18 protein-coding genes are annotated in these 16,291 nt (G+C 69.9%); 4 read left to right on the forward strand and 14 right to left on the reverse strand.

Translation table 11 applies throughout. The annotated features are described in order from the left end of the window. Positions 1-27 precede the first annotated feature (27 nt). Both CXQ92_RS10975 and CXQ92_RS10980 read right to left on the reverse strand, forming a co-directional pair. Positions 28-723 carry a CPBP family intramembrane glutamic endopeptidase gene (locus CXQ92_RS10975; RefSeq protein WP_258069864.1) on the reverse strand — a complete coding sequence of 232 codons (696 nt, stop codon included), beginning with the start codon at positions 721-723 and terminating at the stop codon, positions 28-30. Between the two features lie 75 nt (positions 724-798). Continuing rightward, positions 799-1,815: a nitronate monooxygenase gene (locus tag CXQ92_RS10980; RefSeq protein WP_258069865.1), complete on the reverse strand. Its 1,017-nt coding sequence runs from the start codon at positions 1,813-1,815 to the stop codon at positions 799-801. A 190-nt stretch (positions 1,816-2,005) separates the two neighbouring features. Here CXQ92_RS10980 and CXQ92_RS10985 point away from each other — a divergent pair, with 190 nt between their 5' ends. Then, on the forward strand, positions 2,006-3,058 hold the full coding sequence (locus tag CXQ92_RS10985) for a glucose 1-dehydrogenase (protein ID WP_181033628.1): 1,053 nt from the start codon (positions 2,006-2,008) through the stop codon (positions 3,056-3,058). Here CXQ92_RS10985 and CXQ92_RS10990 read toward each other — a convergent pair. After that, entirely contained in the window at positions 3,024-3,458 is a 435-nt protein-coding gene (locus CXQ92_RS10990) for a hypothetical protein (RefSeq protein WP_181033629.1), read from the reverse strand. The genes CXQ92_RS10985 and CXQ92_RS10990 overlap by 35 nt on opposite strands. Positions 3,459-3,582: 124 nt before the next feature. Between CXQ92_RS10990 and CXQ92_RS10995 the strand changes: the two genes are divergently transcribed. Then, positions 3,583-3,963 carry a helix-turn-helix domain-containing protein gene (locus CXQ92_RS10995; protein ID WP_104167765.1) on the forward strand — a complete coding sequence of 127 codons (381 nt, stop codon included), beginning with the start codon at positions 3,583-3,585 and terminating at the stop codon, positions 3,961-3,963. A 6-nt stretch (positions 3,964-3,969) separates the two neighbouring features. On the opposite strand, the gene CXQ92_RS11000 is transcribed toward CXQ92_RS10995, so the two are convergent. Both CXQ92_RS11000 and CXQ92_RS11005 read right to left on the reverse strand, forming a co-directional pair. Beyond that, the gene (locus tag CXQ92_RS11000) at positions 3,970-4,581 is read right to left on the reverse strand and encodes a ClpP family protease (RefSeq protein ID WP_104167766.1); all 612 of its coding nucleotides are present in this window, start codon (positions 4,579-4,581) and stop codon (positions 3,970-3,972) included. Beyond that, positions 4,578-5,192: a ClpP family protease gene (locus tag CXQ92_RS11005; RefSeq protein ID WP_104167767.1), complete on the reverse strand. Its 615-nt coding sequence runs from the start codon at positions 5,190-5,192 to the stop codon at positions 4,578-4,580. The genes CXQ92_RS11000 and CXQ92_RS11005 overlap by 4 nt, the downstream gene beginning before the upstream one ends. Before the next feature lie 177 nt (positions 5,193-5,369). On the opposite strand from CXQ92_RS11005, the gene CXQ92_RS11010 reads away from it, so the two are divergent. Beyond that, positions 5,370-6,854, forward strand: coding sequence for an aromatic amino acid ammonia-lyase (locus CXQ92_RS11010; RefSeq protein ID WP_181033630.1), 1,485 nt, complete (start codon positions 5,370-5,372; stop codon positions 6,852-6,854). On the opposite strand, the gene CXQ92_RS11015 is transcribed toward CXQ92_RS11010, so the two are convergent. The 6 genes from CXQ92_RS11015 to CXQ92_RS11040 are packed head-to-tail and all read right to left on the reverse strand — an operon-like array spanning position 6,848 to position 13,298. Further along, on the reverse strand, positions 6,848-7,585 hold the full coding sequence (locus CXQ92_RS11015; RefSeq protein WP_104168209.1) for an HpcH/HpaI aldolase/citrate lyase family protein: 738 nt from the start codon (positions 7,583-7,585) through the stop codon (positions 6,848-6,850). The two genes, CXQ92_RS11010 and CXQ92_RS11015, sit on opposite strands and share 7 nt — an antisense overlap. Before the next feature lie 50 nt (positions 7,586-7,635). Further along, complete coding sequence (gene hpaH / locus CXQ92_RS11020) at positions 7,636-8,421, reverse strand: 2-oxo-hept-4-ene-1,7-dioate hydratase (protein ID WP_104167769.1); 786 nt, start codon at positions 8,419-8,421, stop codon at positions 7,636-7,638. Between the two features lie 27 nt (positions 8,422-8,448). Continuing rightward, positions 8,449-9,525, reverse strand: a complete 1,077-nt coding sequence (gene hpaD, locus CXQ92_RS11025) for a 3,4-dihydroxyphenylacetate 2,3-dioxygenase (protein WP_104167770.1) — start codon at positions 9,523-9,525, stop codon at positions 8,449-8,451. Positions 9,526-9,559: 34 nt separating this feature from the next. Beyond that, on the reverse strand, positions 9,560-11,110 hold the full coding sequence (gene hpaE / locus CXQ92_RS11030) for a 5-carboxymethyl-2-hydroxymuconate semialdehyde dehydrogenase (protein ID WP_104167771.1): 1,551 nt from the start codon (positions 11,108-11,110) through the stop codon (positions 9,560-9,562). 9 nt (positions 11,111-11,119) lie between these two features. Next, positions 11,120-11,845: a GntR family transcriptional regulator gene (locus tag CXQ92_RS11035; protein WP_104168210.1), complete on the reverse strand. Its 726-nt coding sequence runs from the start codon at positions 11,843-11,845 to the stop codon at positions 11,120-11,122. Beyond that, complete coding sequence (locus CXQ92_RS11040) at positions 11,838-13,298, reverse strand: fumarylacetoacetate hydrolase family protein (protein ID WP_104167772.1); 1,461 nt, start codon at positions 13,296-13,298, stop codon at positions 11,838-11,840. Before CXQ92_RS11040 ends, CXQ92_RS11035 begins: the two co-directional genes overlap by 8 nt. A 223-nt stretch (positions 13,299-13,521) precedes the next feature. Here CXQ92_RS11040 and CXQ92_RS11045 point away from each other — a divergent pair, with 223 nt between their 5' ends. Beyond that, positions 13,522-13,776: a PLDc N-terminal domain-containing protein gene (locus tag CXQ92_RS11045; RefSeq protein ID WP_104167773.1), complete on the forward strand. Its 255-nt coding sequence runs from the start codon at positions 13,522-13,524 to the stop codon at positions 13,774-13,776. A gap of 75 nt (positions 13,777-13,851) precedes the next feature. On the opposite strand, the gene CXQ92_RS18175 is transcribed toward CXQ92_RS11045, so the two are convergent. Genes CXQ92_RS18175 through CXQ92_RS11060 form a run of 3 tightly spaced genes read right to left on the reverse strand, consistent with a single transcriptional unit; the run spans position 13,852 to position 16,213 of the window. Beyond that, on the reverse strand, positions 13,852-14,811 hold the full coding sequence (locus CXQ92_RS18175) for an NAD-dependent epimerase/dehydratase family protein (RefSeq protein ID WP_104167774.1): 960 nt from the start codon (positions 14,809-14,811) through the stop codon (positions 13,852-13,854). Then, a complete protein-coding gene (locus CXQ92_RS18180; protein ID WP_104167775.1) occupies positions 14,808-15,401 on the reverse strand; it encodes a hypothetical protein in 594 nt (197 codons plus the stop codon). The genes CXQ92_RS18175 and CXQ92_RS18180 overlap by 4 nt, the downstream gene beginning before the upstream one ends. A gap of 5 nt (positions 15,402-15,406) precedes the next feature. Continuing rightward, complete coding sequence (locus CXQ92_RS11060) at positions 15,407-16,213, reverse strand: DUF4386 domain-containing protein (protein WP_104167776.1); 807 nt, start codon at positions 16,211-16,213, stop codon at positions 15,407-15,409. Positions 16,214-16,291 lie beyond the last annotated feature (78 nt).

Consider the following 16,291-nt stretch of genomic DNA (forward strand, 5'->3'; position numbering starts at 1 on the left):
CCCGGACGGCGGGGTGGGCCGGTTGAGTCAGACGACGGCGAGGACGGTGAGGGTGACGAGCGCGTTGTTGGCGGCATGGAGGAGTATCGGGGCCCAGAGGTTCCGGTGGAACCGTCGGAGCAGGGCCAGCGCGATGCCGAGGGTGAAGAGGTAGACGAACGTCAGCAGGACGAGGTGGACCGCGGCGAAGAGCGCTGCGGACAGGGTGATCGCGACGACGGGCCGGAAGCGCCGGGTGAATCCGTCCAGGAAGGCACCCCTGAACAGGACCTCCTCCCAGAGCGGGGTGAGGACGGCGATGATCAGGAAGCAGACGGCGATCCACGGGCCGGACAGGCTGCTGATCTCCGCGAGGGGGTCGGCGGTTCCGGCCGACGCCGTGTCGACGCCCAGGGACGTCAGGGCGACGAGGAAGAGGCCCTGCAGGCTGCCGCAGACGAGGATGATGACCGGGATCTGCCAGAGCAGGTGGAACAGCCGGGGCGTGGGGCGCCGGAAGCCGAGATCGGCCGGCCGGAGGCCATTCCGGCGGACGAGGTGGAGGTAGAGGGCGAGGATCGCGGCGACCGTGACCGTCACGAGGAACACCGGCAGCAGGGTGGCGAGGGTGAAGTCGACGATGCCTGAGAGCCCGACGACGACGATCGTGCCGGCGACCACGGCGATGTAGACGACCACGAACATCAGCGCCCAGGCCGCCTGACCGAGAGTTGCCGGGCTCACCTGCCGTCCCGCGGGTTCTCGTCCGATGCTCGGACTGGTTGTCACAGGAGGCCCCCGGTCATGATGTGGCCCGCGTCAGGGGGTCAGCGCGGCGACGATGTCGGCCGCGGAGCCCTGCCGGATGTGCCGGTACCCGGTCCCGGCCCAGAGGTGGAGTGCCTGCACATCGTTGCGCACTGCTGCGGCTGCGCGCAGGGGGGAGGTCATGTGGTGGATGTGGGGGTAGGCGTGGGCGGTGGTCGGGTGGTCGTCCATGAAGCGGTTGCGCAGGCTCCGTGCCGGTCGTCCGGTGAACGCGCGCGTGACCGACGTCTCCGTGAACTGCGGGTCCCTCAGTGCCGAGCGGTGCGCGGGGGTTGTTCCTGCCTCGTCGGCCAGCAGCAGAGCCGTTCCCACGTGGACGGCAGCAGCCCCGGCACCGAGGATCTCTGTGGCGAGGTGCCGTGTGCTGATGCCCCCGCCTGCTATCAGGGGCAGATCGGTCATGGTCCTGATGGTGGCGAGAAGTTCGGTCAGCGGATGGGTACCGGGTTCGGCGGCAGGATCGAAGGTCGCGCGATGGCCTCCGGCTCCGGGTCCCTGCACCACGAGGACCTGGGCGCCGTTGCCTGCAGCGGTGCGTGCTTCAGCAGCATCCGTGACGGTCACCGCGGTGAGGATCCCCAGCTCGTCGAGGTCGCGCAGGATGGCGGCGGCCGGGCAGCCGAACGTGAAGGAAACCATTTCCGGCTTCGCCGCGCGCACGACGTCGAGCTTGCCCTCCCACGCATCGTCGTCCCAGCGGGGCCGTCCGAGTTCGACCCCGTGCCGGTCCGCCTCCACCTGGAGCTCCTGGCGGTATGCCTCGAGCTCCTTCCCGTCCGCGTCGTCCGCGGACACGACGAAGAGGTTCACCCCCACCGGGCCCCCGGTAAGGGTCCGGGTGGCGCTGATCTGCTGGGCGAGGTGATCCGGCGACTTGTACCCGCCGGCAAGGAACCCCAGGCCACCCGCATTGGTGACCGCTGCTACCAGCTCAGGGGTGGAGGGCCCTCCGGCCATGGGCGCGCCGATGATCGGCCGACGCAGCGAGGATAGATCAGAGGCAAGCACGAGGACCACGGTAGTGCCCATCGTCGGCAGGAGCACCCGCCACCGGCGCGGGACGGTTCCTTGCCTCGAGCATCGCTGCAGGCGCCCCTGTCAAGATGTCTCCTGTCGCTTCATCCGCCTGCGCTTCCGCCACCGACTTTCGGATGATAGGGATCGGCACCTGCCGGCAGACCAGCGGAAGGAGAAGAGCGTGCGTGCGTTGACGGTCACCCCCGGGGTGGCGGACTCACTGGAGCTGCGTGACATTGCCGCGCCGCCCCCCGAGGAGGGCGACGTGCTCGTCGACACGTTGTCGGTGGGGTTGTGCGGAACCGATTCCGAGATCGTCGCCGGCGACTTCGGTGTCGCTCCTCCGGGACAGGACCACCTGGTGTTGGGGCATGAGAATCTGGGCCGGGTTGCTGAGGCCCCTGCCGGCTCGGATCTGGCGCCGGGCGATATCGTGGTCGGCATCGTCCGAAGGCCTGACCCGGTTCCGTGTGGGGCGTGCGCCGCGGGCGAGTGGGACATGTGCCTGAACGGCCGCTATGCAGAACATGGCATCAAGGAACTCGACGGGTTCGCCCGCCAGCAGTGGCGGGGCCAGGCGGACGCCCTGGTGAAGCTGGACCCCGCCCTGCAGCGGGTCGGTGTGCTCCTGGAACCGACGACCGTCGTCTGCAAGGCGTGGGAGCAGATCGAGCGGATCGGCCAGAGGGCCTACTTCGCGCCGGAAACCGTTGCTGTGACCGGAGCGGGTCCCGTCGGCCTCCTGGCAGCGCTTCTCGGTATCCAGCGCGGACTGGAAGTACACGTGTACGACCTCATCACGGAGGGGCCGAAGCCCGGACTGGTGCGCGACCTCGGCGCCGTCTATCACACGGACTCGTTGCAGGACTCGCAGGTGCGTCCCGATGTCATCATCGAATGCACCGGCGTCGCCCCGGTCATCCTCGAGGCCATCACCGGGGGAGGGCAGAATTCGATCACCTGTCTGACCGGGATCTCCGGGGTCGGCGGGAAGACCCCCACGGACATCGGCGATCTCAACCGCACCACTGTCCTCCAGAACGAGGTCATCTTCGGTACCGTCAACGCGAACAAGCGGCACTACACGTCAGCGGCCGCAGCTCTCGCAGCAGCCGACGAGTCCTGGCTGGAGCGGATGATCACGCGACGGGTGAGGATCGACGACTTCCGGGACGCCTTCGAGCAGCACGACGACGACGTCAAGGTCGTCCTGGATTTCCAGGACCCGACGTAACCCCCGTACGGGGTGCGCGGGCCGCACGCAGCAGCGTGACCGCGAGGGTCCCCGCCACCGGCGTCCACACCAGCCGTTCGATCCGGGACCGCGACGCGAGGTTCATCGCCGTGCCGACCATCATGAGTCCGGACGCCGCCGTGAGGATCCGGCGCCGCGCCGTCGGGCCCGGGCCCCTGCCGAGGGTGACCTGGACCAGCGCGGCGTACACCAGCGTGGACAGGGCGCTCGATGCCCGGTACTTCGCCGGCAGTACACCCCGGTGGGCGCCCCCGTAGGCCGCTTCTCCCCACGGCGCGCCTGCGGCGAGTGCGGCCTGGAAGCCGCCGACGACGGCGAGGAGGGCGGCGGGGAGGTCGACCGGCCCCTGCGGGGCGCGGCGGAACGGACGTCGGGTCATGCTCGGATCGTAGCGAATGCGGCCACGCCAGGGAATCGTTCGCGAGGAAGCTGCGATCGGGGGCCGCTCCGCTCTGAGCAGAGCGGCCCCCATAGAGCTCCTCGCCGGACTACAGTCGGGCTGCATGGGCGAGATTCTGTACTTTCCGTCACCTGCATCCACCGGACGACCGCGGGAGGTCCCGCCCCGGGAGGAACGCCGCCCGGCCGGTCCTCCGCGCACCCCGGGAACCGGCCGGGAGCGCGAACCGCTCCTGCGGGAGGCCTACGGCGACGTGCTGCGCGACCTCCGCCTGGACCGGGGCGAGCGGCTCACGGACGTCGCAGGCCGTGCAGCCATCTCGCCGCAGTACCTCTCCGAGATCGAACGCGGACGCAAGGACGCCTCGTCGGAGATCCTCGCCGCCATCGCCCGCTCGCTCGGCGTGACGGTCCGGACCCTGAGTTCCCATGCCACCGCCCGCATGGCCCAGGGCGGTTCGTCGCAGGTCCACCTCGCCGCCTGAGCGTCCCTATCCCGGCAGGTCGGTCTTCCGGTACTCCACCACGGTGTCGACCACCCCGTAGTCCACCGCCTGCCGGGCGTCGAGGACGAGGTTCCGGTCCGTGTCCCGCTGGATGTCCTCCACCGACTTCCCCGTGTGCCGGGCGAGGAGCTCGTCCAGCAGCGCCGTGATCCGCTCCACCTCGTCGGCCTCGAGGATGAGGTCCGGGATGGTGCCCCTGCCCGTGTCGACCGTCGGCTGGTGCAGCACCACGCGTCCGCGCGGCAGGATGGAGCGCGCACCGCGCTCACCCCCGGCGAGCAGCACCGCCGCGGTGAAGGTCGCCTGCCCGATGCACGTGGTGCGGACCGGGGACGTGACGTACTGCATGGCGTCGTACACGGCGAGCATGGCGCTGATGGACCCGCCCGGCGAGTTGATGTAGAGGTCGATCGGCAGCGACGAGCCGACGGACTCCAGATGGAGCAGCTGCGCGATGAGCGAGTTGGCCACGCCGTCGTCCAGCGGCGTGCCGAGGTAGATAATGCGCTCCGTGAGCAGGCTGCTGAAGATGTCGAGCGTCTGCTGCGACCCGTTGCCGTGGTGCACGGTGACATAGGGGATGGTGTAGCTGCTCATCGCACGCCTCCCAGGCTGACGGCGGGGCGTCGGCCCGGCCGGATGTCGTCGACGTGGTCGATGATCCTGTCCACGAACCCGTACGCCCGGGCCTCGGCTGCGGTGAACCAGCGGTCCCGCAGGGAATCGGCCGTGACGCGCTCGATCGGCTGGCCGGTGTCCGCGGCGATGAGCCCGAGCACGGTGTCCCGCGTGTGCCGAAGGTCTTCCGCCTGGATGGCGATGTCCATCGCGGTGCCGCCGATTCCTCCCGAGCCCTGATGCAGCAGGACCCGCGCGTGGGGCAGGGCGAACCGTTTGCCGTGCGTGCCGGAGCTGAGGAGGAACTGTCCGGCACTCAGGGCCAGGCCGAGGACCACGGTGGAGACCTCGTTCGGGATGAGGCGCATGACGTCGCGGATGGCGAGCATCGCGGGCACGGATCCGCCGGGGGAGTTGATCCACAGGCTGATGTCGCGCTGAGGATCCTCGGCGGAGAGGAGCATCAGCTGCGTACACAGCCGGTTGCCGCCCTCCTGGTCCAGTTCGGTGCCGAGCAGCAGAATCCGGTGGCTCATGAGCTGCTGGGTCAGGGTGTCGTCGAGGGATGGTGATCTGCGTTCGTCGGTCATGGCCCCACCCTCGTCCCGCCGCCGTGCCCGGGCAATGGCACGCTGCCGCAGGCAGATCTGCTGTGGGCTGCGCGGCCCGGAGCTTCACCGCCGGCCTCCCCATGAAGGGCCGGCAGGGGTACAGTGTCGCCACGTCCGCAGCGACGTTCCTCGGCGGACCCGATCCTGGAGGCGATGATGGACCCCGTCACTGTCGACGCCCAACCCCTGACCATCGAGGACCTCCTGGCCGCCGTCGAGGGTGCAGAACTGAGGCTCGGCGAGGCGGCGCGAGCGCGGATCGCGGCGGGCCGGGTGCTGATCGACGAGGCGATCGCGTCAGGCATCCCGGTCTACGGGCTCTCCACGAATGTCGGGCACGGCAAGGACCAGCGCGTCCGTCGCGAGGAACTCCAACGGCAGCAGCGGATGCTCGTGGACACCCACGGAGGAGCGTTCGGGCCGCCGCTCGCACAGGACGTCGTCCGGGCGGCCATCGTCGTGCGGATCAACGGCATGGCGAGAGGGGGCTCCGGGGCGAGCCTCGCGGCAGCCGGCACCCTGGTGTCCATGCTCAACGCCGGGGTGCATCCGGTCCTGCCCGGAACCGGCTCCATCGGGGCCGCGGACATCGGCCACATGGCGGGTATCGCGCAGGTGGCCGTCGGCGCCGGCCTTGCCCGGTACGACGGCGTGACCCTCCCGGGCGGGGAGGCGCTGCGCCGTGCCGGGATCCCGCCGCTGCGCCTCGAGGGGAAGGACGGCCTCGCCCTGATCTCCTCCAACGGGGTCTCCGTGGGGCACGGCGCCATCGTGACCGCCCACGCCGCCCGGGTCGCCGACGCCGCCGATGAAGCCGCCGCCCTGTCCCTCGAGGCGACGGGCGGCAATCCGTCCATCGTCCTGCCCGCGGTCGGCCGCGCCAAGCCCTACCCCGGGCAGATCGCCGCCGCGGTGCACCTTCTGGGCCTGCTCCAGGGCAGCCGGCTGCTGGACGCTGCAGGACCACGGTCCGTCCAGGATGCACTGTCGTTCCGGGTGGTCCCCCAGGTCCACGGGGCCCTGCGGGAGTTCCTGGCGGCCACGCGCCGGTCGGTGGAGGTCGAACTGAACTCCGCGAGTGACAACCCTCTGGCCGACGTCACCTCGGGCACCATGATCAGCAACGGCAATTTCCATCCCATCGTGATGGCCGTGTCCTTCGACGCCCTGCGCGTGGCCCTCGTCCATGTGGGGCAGCTCAGCGAGCGGCGCATGAGCCACCTGTGGGACGCCGTCATGGGATCTCTGGAACGGGGGACTCCACCTCCGGCGATGGGCCCGGCGTCACTGCCCGGCGTCCAGCTCCGGTACGCCGCGTCGGCCTGCTTCACGGCCCTCCGTCTTCTGGCGGCCCCCGCGACACTCAATTCGACCGTCCTGGATCTGGGCGTCGAGGATCATGCCACGGGGGCTGTCCTCGGTGTCAGGAAGACGGAGGAGGCCCTGGGACTGCTCTCGGATCTCCTCGCGATCGAAGTGCTGCTGGCGGTCGACGTGCTCGACCTGTCGTCCCCCACCCGGCTGGGCAGCGGGACCGCCCGGGTGGCGGCGCTGGTCCATGCGGCGGCCGCGGGTGCGGCATCTGCGGCAGACGTCCACCACAGGGTCCGGGAGCAGTATCCGGCCCCGAGCCGTCAGTAGCTCGCGCGGGGACCGCCGTCGGCTGCCGGGATGAAGCCGGCGGCGAGGGCCTCGGAGCCGCGGGCGAGCAGGGCGACGTCTGCCCCGACGAGGACGAACCCGGCCCCGTTGTCCAGGTACCGCCGTGCGACGGACGGGGTGAAGGCGTTGACACCCGCCGGCTTGCCGGCCCGCGTCGCGGCCGCGAGGCACTGCTCGACGGCGGCCACCACCTCGGGGTGTTCCTGCCGGCCGAGAACACCCATGGACGCCGCGAGATCGGACGGGCCGACGAAGATCGCATCGACGCCGTCGACCGCGAGGATGTCCTCCACCGCGTCAACGGCTACCGTCGACTCGATCTGCACGGTGACACTGATCGTCGATGACGCACGCGCCAAATAGTCGGGCACCCGGTTCCAGCGGGCGGCTCGGGCGAGCGCCGACCCGACGCCGCGCACGCCCTCCGGTGGGTAGCGGGTCGCGGCGACGGCGGCCTCGGCGTCCGCGACGGAATGCACCATCGGGACCAGCAGGTTCTGCACGCCCAGGTCCAGGTACTGCTTGATGAGGACGGCGTCGTTGACGGGTGGCCGGACGAGCGTCCGCACCGGGTACCCCTGGACGGCCTGCAGCTGGGCGAGGATCGACTCGAGGCCGTTCGGGCTGTGCTCGGCGTCCACGAGCAGCCAGTCCAGCCCCGCGCCGGCGCAGATCTCGGCGACCAGCGGGCTACCCGAGCACACCCACATGCCCACGAGCGGGCGGTCGGCGGCGGCCAGCGCCTCGCGGAAGGAATCCCCTAGTGGACGCGGCATGTGACGGCCCCCAACGGTCCGTAGTCGGCGTGGACGGTGTCGCCCGCATGAACCCACATGGGCCGGGTGAATGATCCGGCGAGGATGATGTCGCCCGCCTTCAGGCCGTCCCCGTGGGCGGCGATCGTGTTGGCGAGCCAGTGCACGCCCGCGGCCGGGTGGTCGAGGACCCCGGCGGCCACGCCGGTCTCCTCGACCACCTGGTTCTTGTAGAGGATGGCGGACACCCAGCGGAGGTCGACGGCGTCCGGCCTCACCGGCCTGCCGCCGACGACCATGGCGCCCATCGCCGCGTTGTCGGCGATGGTGTCCACGATGGTGCGCCCCTGCATCTCGATGCGCGAGTCGAGGATCTCGAGGGCCGGCACCACGTAGTCGGTGGCATTCAGGACGTCGAAGATCGTGCAGCCCGGCCCGACGAGATCATGCTTGAGCACGAAGGCGAGTTCCACCTCGACCCGTGGATGCGTGTAGGTGTCCCACGCTACCGAGCAGCCCGTCTCGAACACCATGTCGTCGAAGATCGCCCCGTAGTCCGGCTCCGTGATGCCCGTCGCGGCCTGCATCGCCCGTGAGGTGAGCCCGATCTTCCGCCCCACGAGCGTGCGGCCGGCGTCCTCGTTCCGCTGCCGCCACAGGCGCTGCACCGCGTAGGAGTCCTCGACGGTCATACCCGGGTAGCGGGCCGTCAGCAGCGGGACCGGGGTCCTCGTCCGGGCGGCGTCGAGGAGTTCGTCGGCGATCTGGCTGATGGTCTGCGGATCGAGCATCGGGTTCCTTCGGTGGCGGAGCGGCGGTCAGAGCTGGGTGCCGAGCTTGAAGCCCTCGACGCCGTCGTCCTTGCTGCGGGTGTAGGAGAAGCCGTCGGCGCCAACGGTGACGGCCATCTCGCTGCGCTCCTCCCGCTCGACGACGGGCTGGGGGTTGCCGTCCAGGTCCAGCACGAGGGAGGCCTCCGAGTACCAGGATGGCACCACGGGGTTGCCCCACCAGTCGCGGCGCTGGTTGTCGTGGACGTCCCAGGTGATGGTCGGGTTGTCCGGATCGCCCGTGTAGTAGTCCTGGCAGTAGATCTCGACGCGGTGGCCGTCCGGGTCGAGGATGTAGAGGTAGAAGGCGTTGGAGACGCCGTGCCGCCCGGGCCCGCGCTCGATGCGGTCGCTGATGCGCAGGGCGCCCATCTTGTCGCAGATCTGGATGATGTTGTGCTTCTCGTGCGTCGCGAACGCCACGTGGTGCATGCGCGGGCCGTTGCCTCCGGTGAGGGCGGTGTCGTGCACGGTCTGCTTCCGGTGCATCCACACGGCGTAGGTGACGCCGTCGGAGTCCTGGATGTCCTCGGAGACGCGGAAGCCGAGGTCCTCGAGGTACGCACGTCCCCGCGGGACGTCGGGGGTGACCTGGTTGAAGTGGTCCAGCCGCACGAGTTCGCCGGCCGAGTACAGGTCGTAGCGCTGGGTGAGGCGCTCCACGTGCTGGACGTCGTAGAAGAACTCGTACGGGAAGCCCAGCGGGTCCTCGACGCGCACCGAGTCGCCGACGCCCTTCGTGAACCCGTCCCGGCGTCGTTCGGTCCGGCAGCCCAGTTCGCGGTAGTACGCCTCCGCGGCGTCCACCTCCGCGGGCGACTTCACCCGGTAGGCGAAGGCGGCGACGGCGGCGACCGGGCCGCGCCGCAGCACCAGGTTGTGGTGGATGAACTCCTCGAGGGAGCGGAGGTAGATCGCGTCGTCGTCCTCCTCGGTGACGTGCAGGCCGAGGACGTCCACGTAGAACTCACGCGAGCGGGCGAGGTCGGTGACCACGATCTCCATGTAGGCGCAGCGGACGATGTCCGGTGCCGGGACCGAGGGTGTGGGAACAGGAGTGGTCATGGGATTCTCTCTTCGTCGGGCAAACGGGGAAGGTTCAGCCTTCGTTGGCGGCCGAGTCCGTGACGCTGCCGAACTTCGGGGTGTGGACGGAGCCGAGGGTGATGTGCACGGCCTGCTGGTCGGTGTAGAAGTCGATGGAACGGTAGCCGCCCTCGTGCCCGAGGCCGGAGGACTTCACGCCACCGAAGGGCGTCCGGAGGTCGCGGACGTTGTGGCTGTTGAGCCACACCATCCCGGCCTCCACGTTCTGCGCGAAGGTGTGGGCGCGGGTCAGGTCCTTCGTCCACACGTAGGCCGCGAGCCCGTAGCGCGTGTTGTTGGCCAGCGCCAGCGCCTCGGCGTCGTCCTCGAACGGGGTGATGGCGACGACGGGCCCGAAGATCTCCTCCTGGAAGATCCGCGCGTCGGGGGAGACATCCGCGAACACCGTGGGCGCGATGTAGTTGCCCTCGGGCAGGTGCTCGGGGCGCCCGCCGCCGGCGAGGAGGCGGCCCTCCGTCTTGCCGATCTCCACGTAGGAGGCCACCTTGGCGTAGTGCTCCGGGTGCACGAGCGCCCCGACCTCCGTCCGCGGATCGTGGGGATCGCCGACGACGATGGTCTTCGCGCGGGCCGCGTACTTATCGCAGAACTCCTCGTACACGGGCCGCTCGACGAGGATGCGGGAGCCGGCGGTGCAGCGCTCGCCGTTGAGGGAGAAGACCCCGAAGAGGGCCGAGTCGATGGCGGCGTCGAGGTCCGCGTCGGCGAAGACGATGCACGGGGACTTCCCGCCGAGCTCCATCGAGAGTCCCTTCAGGTGCGCCGCGGCGTTCCGGAAGATCGTCTGGCCCGTGGTGGTCTCCCCGGTGAAGGAGATGAGGGGGACGTCGGGGTGCTTGACGAGGGCGTCCCCGGCCTCCTCGCCGAGACCGTTGACGAGGTTGAAGACGCCGTCGGGCACCCCGGCGTCCCTGAAGATCTGCGCCCACAGGGACGCGGAGAGGGGCGTGAACTCGGCGGGCTTCAGGACCACCGTGTTGCCGGTGGCCAGGGCGGGCGCGAGCTTCCAGGACTCCAGCATGAACGGCGTGTTCCACGGGGTGATGAGGCCGGCGACGCCGATCGGCTTCCGGTTCACGTAGTTGATCTGGGAGCCGGGCACCTTCATGGCGTCGTCGAACTGGGCGACGATCAGGTCCGCGAAGAAGCGGAAGTTCTCGGCAGCGCGCAGGGCCTGGCCCTTCGCCTGCGTGATCGGCAGGCCCGTGTCGAAGGTCTCGAGCTCGGCGAGCCGGGCCTCCTGCGCCTCGACGGCGTCGGCGATCCGGTTCAGCACGCGGGCGCGCTCGCGGGGCTTCATCCGCGGCCACGGTCCGTCGGTGAAGGCCTCCCGTGCGGCGGCCACCGCGAGATCGACATCCTCCTGCTGGCCGGCCGCCGCGGTGGCGTACGTGGTGTTGGACACCGGATCGAGGACATCGAACGTCGCCCCGCCCACGGAGTCGACGAACCGGCCGTTGATGTAGTGCTGGAGGGAGGACGGCAGTCCTTCCGGGATGTGCTGCTCGGTTGCTGCGATCGGCTGTGCACCGGGGCTCGTCATGGGTGGGTCCTAACCGTGGTCGTGTGCTGCGTCAGGGTCTGCGTCGGTGGCTGCTTCGGTGGCGCTGAAGTGCGTCAGGTAGGCGTCGAGGGTGGCGCTGCGATGGAGGCGCGCGAAGCGTTCGATGGTGTCGGCGTCGGCACCGTCAGCCATGAGGGAGAGCAGGTGCGCGTGCTCCTCGACGGAGTCGCGGGCGCGCTCGGGCACGAAGCGGAACGTCGAGGACCGCAGCGACGCGAGCCGGTTCCACCCGCGGTGCACCAGGTCGAGGATGTGCGGATTGGGGCAGCGCTCGAAGAGGATGGCGTGGAAGTCCTGGTTGAGCCGGGTGAAGCGGAGGGGATCGAAGTCCTGCAGGCAGGCGCGCATCTCCTCGTTGACCGCTGCGGCCCGGTCCAGCACTTCGGCGTCGATCAGCGGTGCGGACAGCGCCGTCGCCGCTCCCTCGACGAGGCTCAGGGTCTGCATGGTGTAGAGGTATTCGGTGGGGTCGATCCCCGCGACCGTCGCTCCCACGTTGCGCTGGAAGGTCACCAGGCCCTCGGCCTCGAGACGGCGGATGGCCTCCCGCACGGGCACGACGCTGACCCCCAGGTCCTGCGCGATGGCGGCCAGGACCAGCCGGTGTCCGGGAGGATAGGCGCCGTCCACGATCCGCTGCTTCACGGCACCGTAGGCCTGCTGCGACTTGCTGCCCGCCGCGGGGGCGTCGTCGGTCGCTACCGGCTCAGCCATGAGCATGCCGTTCCTGCCACTGGCCGTAGCGTTTCCTCCAGGCGGCGTTCATCGGGTACAGGCCGTCCACGCCGTGCCCGTCGGCCACCATCTCCGCGATGAACGTCTCCTCCCGCTCCTGGGCGACGGCGTCCTCGGCCAGGTCCGCCGCGAGGGCGGGCGGGATCACGAGGATGCCGTCGGCGTCCGCCACGATGATGTCGCCGGGCTGGACGGTCGTCCCTCCGCAGGCGATCGTGACGTCGGTGTCCCACGGGATGTGGCGCCGCCCCAGCACGGCGGGGTGCGGGTTGGCGTAGAAGGTGGGCATGTCCATGGAGGCCACTGCGGCGAAGTCGCGGACGCCTCCGTCGGTGATGATCGCCGCCGCTCCGCGCACCTGCGCACGGAGGGCCAGGATGTCCCCGACCGTGCCCGTGCCCTTCTCGCCGCGGGCCTCCATCACGAGGATCTCCCCCTCGTCGACGGTGTCGATGGCGCGTTTCTGGGCGTTGTACCCGGCGCCGTGGGCGGTGAAGAGGTCCTCGCGGTTCGGCACGTACCGGAGGGTGCGGGCGAGTCCGACGACGCGCCGGCCCGGCTGCGTGGAGCTCAGGCCGTCGATGCTGACGTTGTTCAGCCCCCGCTTGCGCAGCAGGGAGGAGAGGGTGGCGGTGGAGACGCTTTCGAGCGTCGCCTTCAGTGCGGGTGTCAGGACCTTCTGCGGCGTGGGCAGTCCGGCCGCCTCGCGGGAGCCGTAGGCCTCCTCGCGCTGGACGTCGTCCACCCTCGGACGGGCACCGAACGGGGCCAGGGGGGTCGTGCCCTCGCTGACCGTCGTGGCCAGCCGTCCCGTGGACAGGCCGCCCGCGGTCACTTCGACCTCCAGCGCATCGCCCGGACCGGCGACCGACGCTCCCGCCGGCGTGCCGGTGAGGATCAGATCGCCGGGTTCGAGCGTGAGGAGCTGGGACAGGTCTGCGATGAGCCGCGCGAACGGGAAGAGGAGGTCGGCGGTGGTGTCGTCCTGTACCAGCGCGCCGTTGTGCCAGGTGCGGATCCGGAGGGCGGCGGGGTCGACGGCGTCGGCCGGCAGGAGCCCGGGACCCACCGGGGTGAAACCGTCCCCGCCCTTGGACCGCAGGTTCGACCCCTTGTCCGCGTAGCGCAGGTCGTAGACGCCGAGGTCATTGGCGGCCGTGACCCAGCGGACGTGGCTCCACGCGGTGTCGGGGGAGACCCGGCGGGCGGGGGAGCCGATGACGAGGGCGATCTCGCCCTCGAAGCCGAGCAGCTCGCAGCCGGCAGGACGTTCGACGGTGGAACCGGACAGGGAGAGCGAGGAGGGCGGCTTGAGGAAATAGGACGGCTGCTCGGGCGTGCGGCCCCGCTGGGCAGCCCGGCTGGGGTAGTTGATGTGCACCGCGATGACCTTGCGGGCTGCGGCCAGGACGCCGTCGTCGAGCAGTTCCACCCGTTGCTCCTCATCGAGTACGAAATCGTATACGAAGAGTAGGCAGGGGCGTTCGGATGCGTCAAGGTCGGGTACCTTCTGCCGCGGCAGGAATCTCGCCCGGGCATGGTGGTGGACTGCGTTCCGTGGTGGAATTTGGCATCCGAACGTACCGTCTGCCCGTGCGCCGGGAGATGAGGCATCAGCCCCGCTTCCGGTGCCGGCTCCGACTCGGGAGACCCCCATGGCTGACCGCAATGCATCCACCCGTCACTCGAAGAAAGCCGCCAAGAAGCGCTGGAGCGACCTCACGGACGGGCAGAAAGCGAGGGTGTTGGTCCTCGGCGCCGTGCAACTGTCCCTGGCCGCTTTCGCCTGGACGGACCTGGCCACCCGGCCCAAGGACACGGTGAACGGCAGCAAGGGCATGTGGGCTGCCATCATCGTGATCAACTTCGTGGGCCCCGTGGCGTACTTCTGGAAAGGGATCCGGCGCTGAGCCTCCCGCGATCAGCAGCGTGGGCGACGACGCCTGCCACCGGGATCACCGCAGTGGGGTCGGTGTCGACCAGCACTATGGTTCCGATGGGTCCTGCACCTGACGGTAGGTTCGGAGCGTCTCGGTGATGGCTTGTTCGATCGGTGTGGCGGTGATGCCGAGGCGGTCGGTGATCTTGCTGCTGTCGACGATGAAGGGTTCCTCGAACTGGTACTGCGTCTCGAGGAGTTCGCGCACGGTGGGGTTCATGAGTCCGAGCGCGCGCAGCAGCAGTGGCGGGACGGCGCGGAGCTTGGGCCGAGGCCGGCCGGCCTGCCCGTAGATGATCTCGACGAGTTGTCGTGTGGTGCGGGTGTGGGGGTCGTTGGGCAGGTGCCAGATCTGTCCCGGGGCGTCGGGGTGGTCGCCGAGGACGGCAAGACCCTCGCCGATGTCGGGGAGGTAGGTGTAGGTGTGGGGCTGGTCGGGGTTGCCGAGGACTGTCGCCGTCCTGCCGTCCAGCGCGGAGGGGAAGACGCGGTCGCCGAGGTTGGACTGGGCACCGCCGCGGGGGCCGAAGTAGTCCGACGCGCGACCGATGGTGACCTCGACGCGGCCGGCCCTGTGTGCTGCGAGTAGTTCCTCGGCCATGCCCGCCCGGAGCCGCCCTTTCCTGGTGTGGACGTTGTTCCCGCGGTCCTCGGTGAGCGGGCGTCCTGCGGGACGCCCGTACATGTAGACGTTCTCAAGACCGACCAGGCGTGCGCCCGCTTTTTCGGCAGCGGTCAGCACGCCGGCCTGCAGTGGCGGGAACTGCTGACTCCACTGGGGGTACGGCGGGTTCAGTGCCTGGTAGACGACGGCGGCGCCACGAGCCGCGCTCACTGCGAAAGAGGCGTCCCGGGCATCGTCGGCGAGGACCTCGACGTCAGTGCTGACGGGGGCCTGGCCTGAACGGTTGACGAGTCGTACGGTGCGGCCGCGGCGACGGAGCGCATCGTAGGTGGCGAGGCCGATCGCTCCTGTGCCGAAGATGACGTGCAGCCCGGCGCTCACGTTGTCGCCGACCTCGTCGGGAGCGCTGCGGGAGTAGCATCCGCCCGTGAGGGAACGACCCAGTGGAGGGCGAGTCCGGAGAGTGTGGCGAAGACGAGGGCCCCGGTGGCTCCGAAGACGATGAACTGTTCGTCGACCCTGACCCGCAGCAGGGTCGTGACGGTCCAGCCCAGCGCCCACAGGGCAGGAACGACGGCCGCCCAGACCCAGCGGGGACGCACGCCGCGCGGCAATGCTGCAGCCTGGCAGGCGCCCACGACGAGGCCGTTGAGGGCTCCCAGCAGCGCCAGGTCGGCGAGGGACGTGCCGTACTCCACCGCGGAGGCGCCGAGGAGCAACCCCGCACTCGTCCCCACAGTGGTCGCCGGTATCCACCTGCCCGCCTGCAGGCGGTGGTTGCCGGCCAGCGTCTGGCCGCTGCCGATGATGAGCCCGGCAATCGCGCCGCCGACGAGCGCCGAGGCGCTGTTGTCGACGCGACCGACGACGAAACTGCCGATGAGGCCGGCGACGGGGAACGCAATGAATCCTGCAATCCACAGAAGCCAGGTGCGCAGGAACGGGGATCGGGGCGAGGGGGAGTGCACCATGAGGATCAGGTCCTCGGCCCGGAGGGAGTCGGCCGGTTGTCCGTCGGGGCGAGGGGGAAGGACGTGGACTCCGGTCGGCCGGCAGCGCCTGCGTGGTCGGGGGCAGGGCGGGTCAACAGGGCGACGCCGAGGGCGGCCACCCAGAGTCCCCAGGCGGTGCTGCCGAGGAGCCCGGCCAGGTCCCAGACAGGGAAACCGGGCACGGCGGTCGAGAAGACGTCACCCTGATTGAGCAGGTAGATCGCGCCGGCAACGATGCCCACGGTGCCGAGCCAGCGTGGGAGGACCCCACTGCGCAGGATGATCACGCTGAGCGTGACCGACCAGCCGATGACGAGCACCTGGCCCAGGTGTTCTCCCAGCAGCGCTCCCCCGAACTGATGCTGCGCGGTCCATGCAGCCTCCACCGCCGCCCGGGTCACTGCATCACCGGTGACATAGGAGTCAGCGAGTGGTGGGACGACGAACACCCAGCGAAGGAACCCGATGAGGGACACCAGCACCGAAGCGGCGCCCACAGAGGTAGCCACCCGCACTGCGGGACTCCTCTGCAGTCCGAGGGCCGCGGGTAGGAGGAGAACGGGCAGGGCGAGGAGGCCGTAGGTCCAGGCCGTCGCGAACCAGAGCCAGACCAGGCCGGGTCCGCCGGCTGCGAAGGCAGGCAAGACGGTGCCGGGCGGTTCCCGCAGGATGTCCGGCCAGTCGAAGGCAATGGACAGGGCTGTCGCCGCAGCGGCGAAAGCAACGGCGCTGACCACGAAGAGGGTGCCTGTGAGCCGCCGTAGGCTCCTGATGCTGCTTCTGGTTGTCATGATCGACCCTGCTTCCCCGAGACCTTATCTGTACGGTGTACAAATGCTGTACTTTGTACAGAAAAGTGTCAAGGGCAA

This window comes from Arthrobacter sp. SX1312 (genome assembly GCF_002929295.1).
In the GTDB taxonomy this organism is placed as follows: domain Bacteria; phylum Actinomycetota; class Actinomycetes; order Actinomycetales; family Micrococcaceae; genus Arthrobacter_D.

Bases quoted from the DNA above. Each gene is read 5' to 3' on its own strand.
- CXQ92_RS11045 (WP_104167773.1), top strand. From the start codon at position 13,522: ATGGCTGACCGCAATGCATCCACCCGTCACTCGAAGAAAGCCGCCAAG.
- CXQ92_RS11015 (WP_104168209.1), bottom strand. From the start codon at position 7,585: ATGTGGGTGTGCTCGGGTAGCCCGCTGGTCGCCGAGATCTGCGCCGGC.
- hpaD (WP_104167770.1), bottom strand. From the start codon at position 9,525: ATGACCACTCCTGTTCCCACACCCTCGGTCCCGGCACCGGACATCGTC.
- CXQ92_RS11060 (WP_104167776.1), bottom strand. From the start codon at position 16,213: ATGACAACCAGAAGCAGCATCAGGAGCCTACGGCGGCTCACAGGCACC.
- CXQ92_RS18180 (WP_104167775.1), bottom strand. From the start codon at position 15,401: ATGGTGCACTCCCCCTCGCCCCGATCCCCGTTCCTGCGCACCTGGCTT.
- CXQ92_RS11000 (WP_104167766.1), bottom strand. From the start codon at position 4,581: ATGAGCAGCTACACCATCCCCTATGTCACCGTGCACCACGGCAACGGG.
- CXQ92_RS10990 (WP_181033629.1), bottom strand. From the start codon at position 3,458: ATGACCCGACGTCCGTTCCGCCGCGCCCCGCAGGGGCCGGTCGACCTC.
- CXQ92_RS11010 (WP_181033630.1), top strand. From the start codon at position 5,370: ATGGACCCCGTCACTGTCGACGCCCAACCCCTGACCATCGAGGACCTC.
- CXQ92_RS11005 (WP_104167767.1), bottom strand. From the start codon at position 5,192: ATGACCGACGAACGCAGATCACCATCCCTCGACGACACCCTGACCCAG.
- hpaE (WP_104167771.1), bottom strand. From the start codon at position 11,110: ATGACGAGCCCCGGTGCACAGCCGATCGCAGCAACCGAGCAGCACATC.
- CXQ92_RS11035 (WP_104168210.1), bottom strand. From the start codon at position 11,845: ATGGCTGAGCCGGTAGCGACCGACGACGCCCCCGCGGCGGGCAGCAAG.
- hpaH (WP_104167769.1), bottom strand. From the start codon at position 8,421: ATGCTCGATCCGCAGACCATCAGCCAGATCGCCGACGAACTCCTCGAC.
- CXQ92_RS10995 (WP_104167765.1), top strand. From the start codon at position 3,583: ATGGGCGAGATTCTGTACTTTCCGTCACCTGCATCCACCGGACGACCG.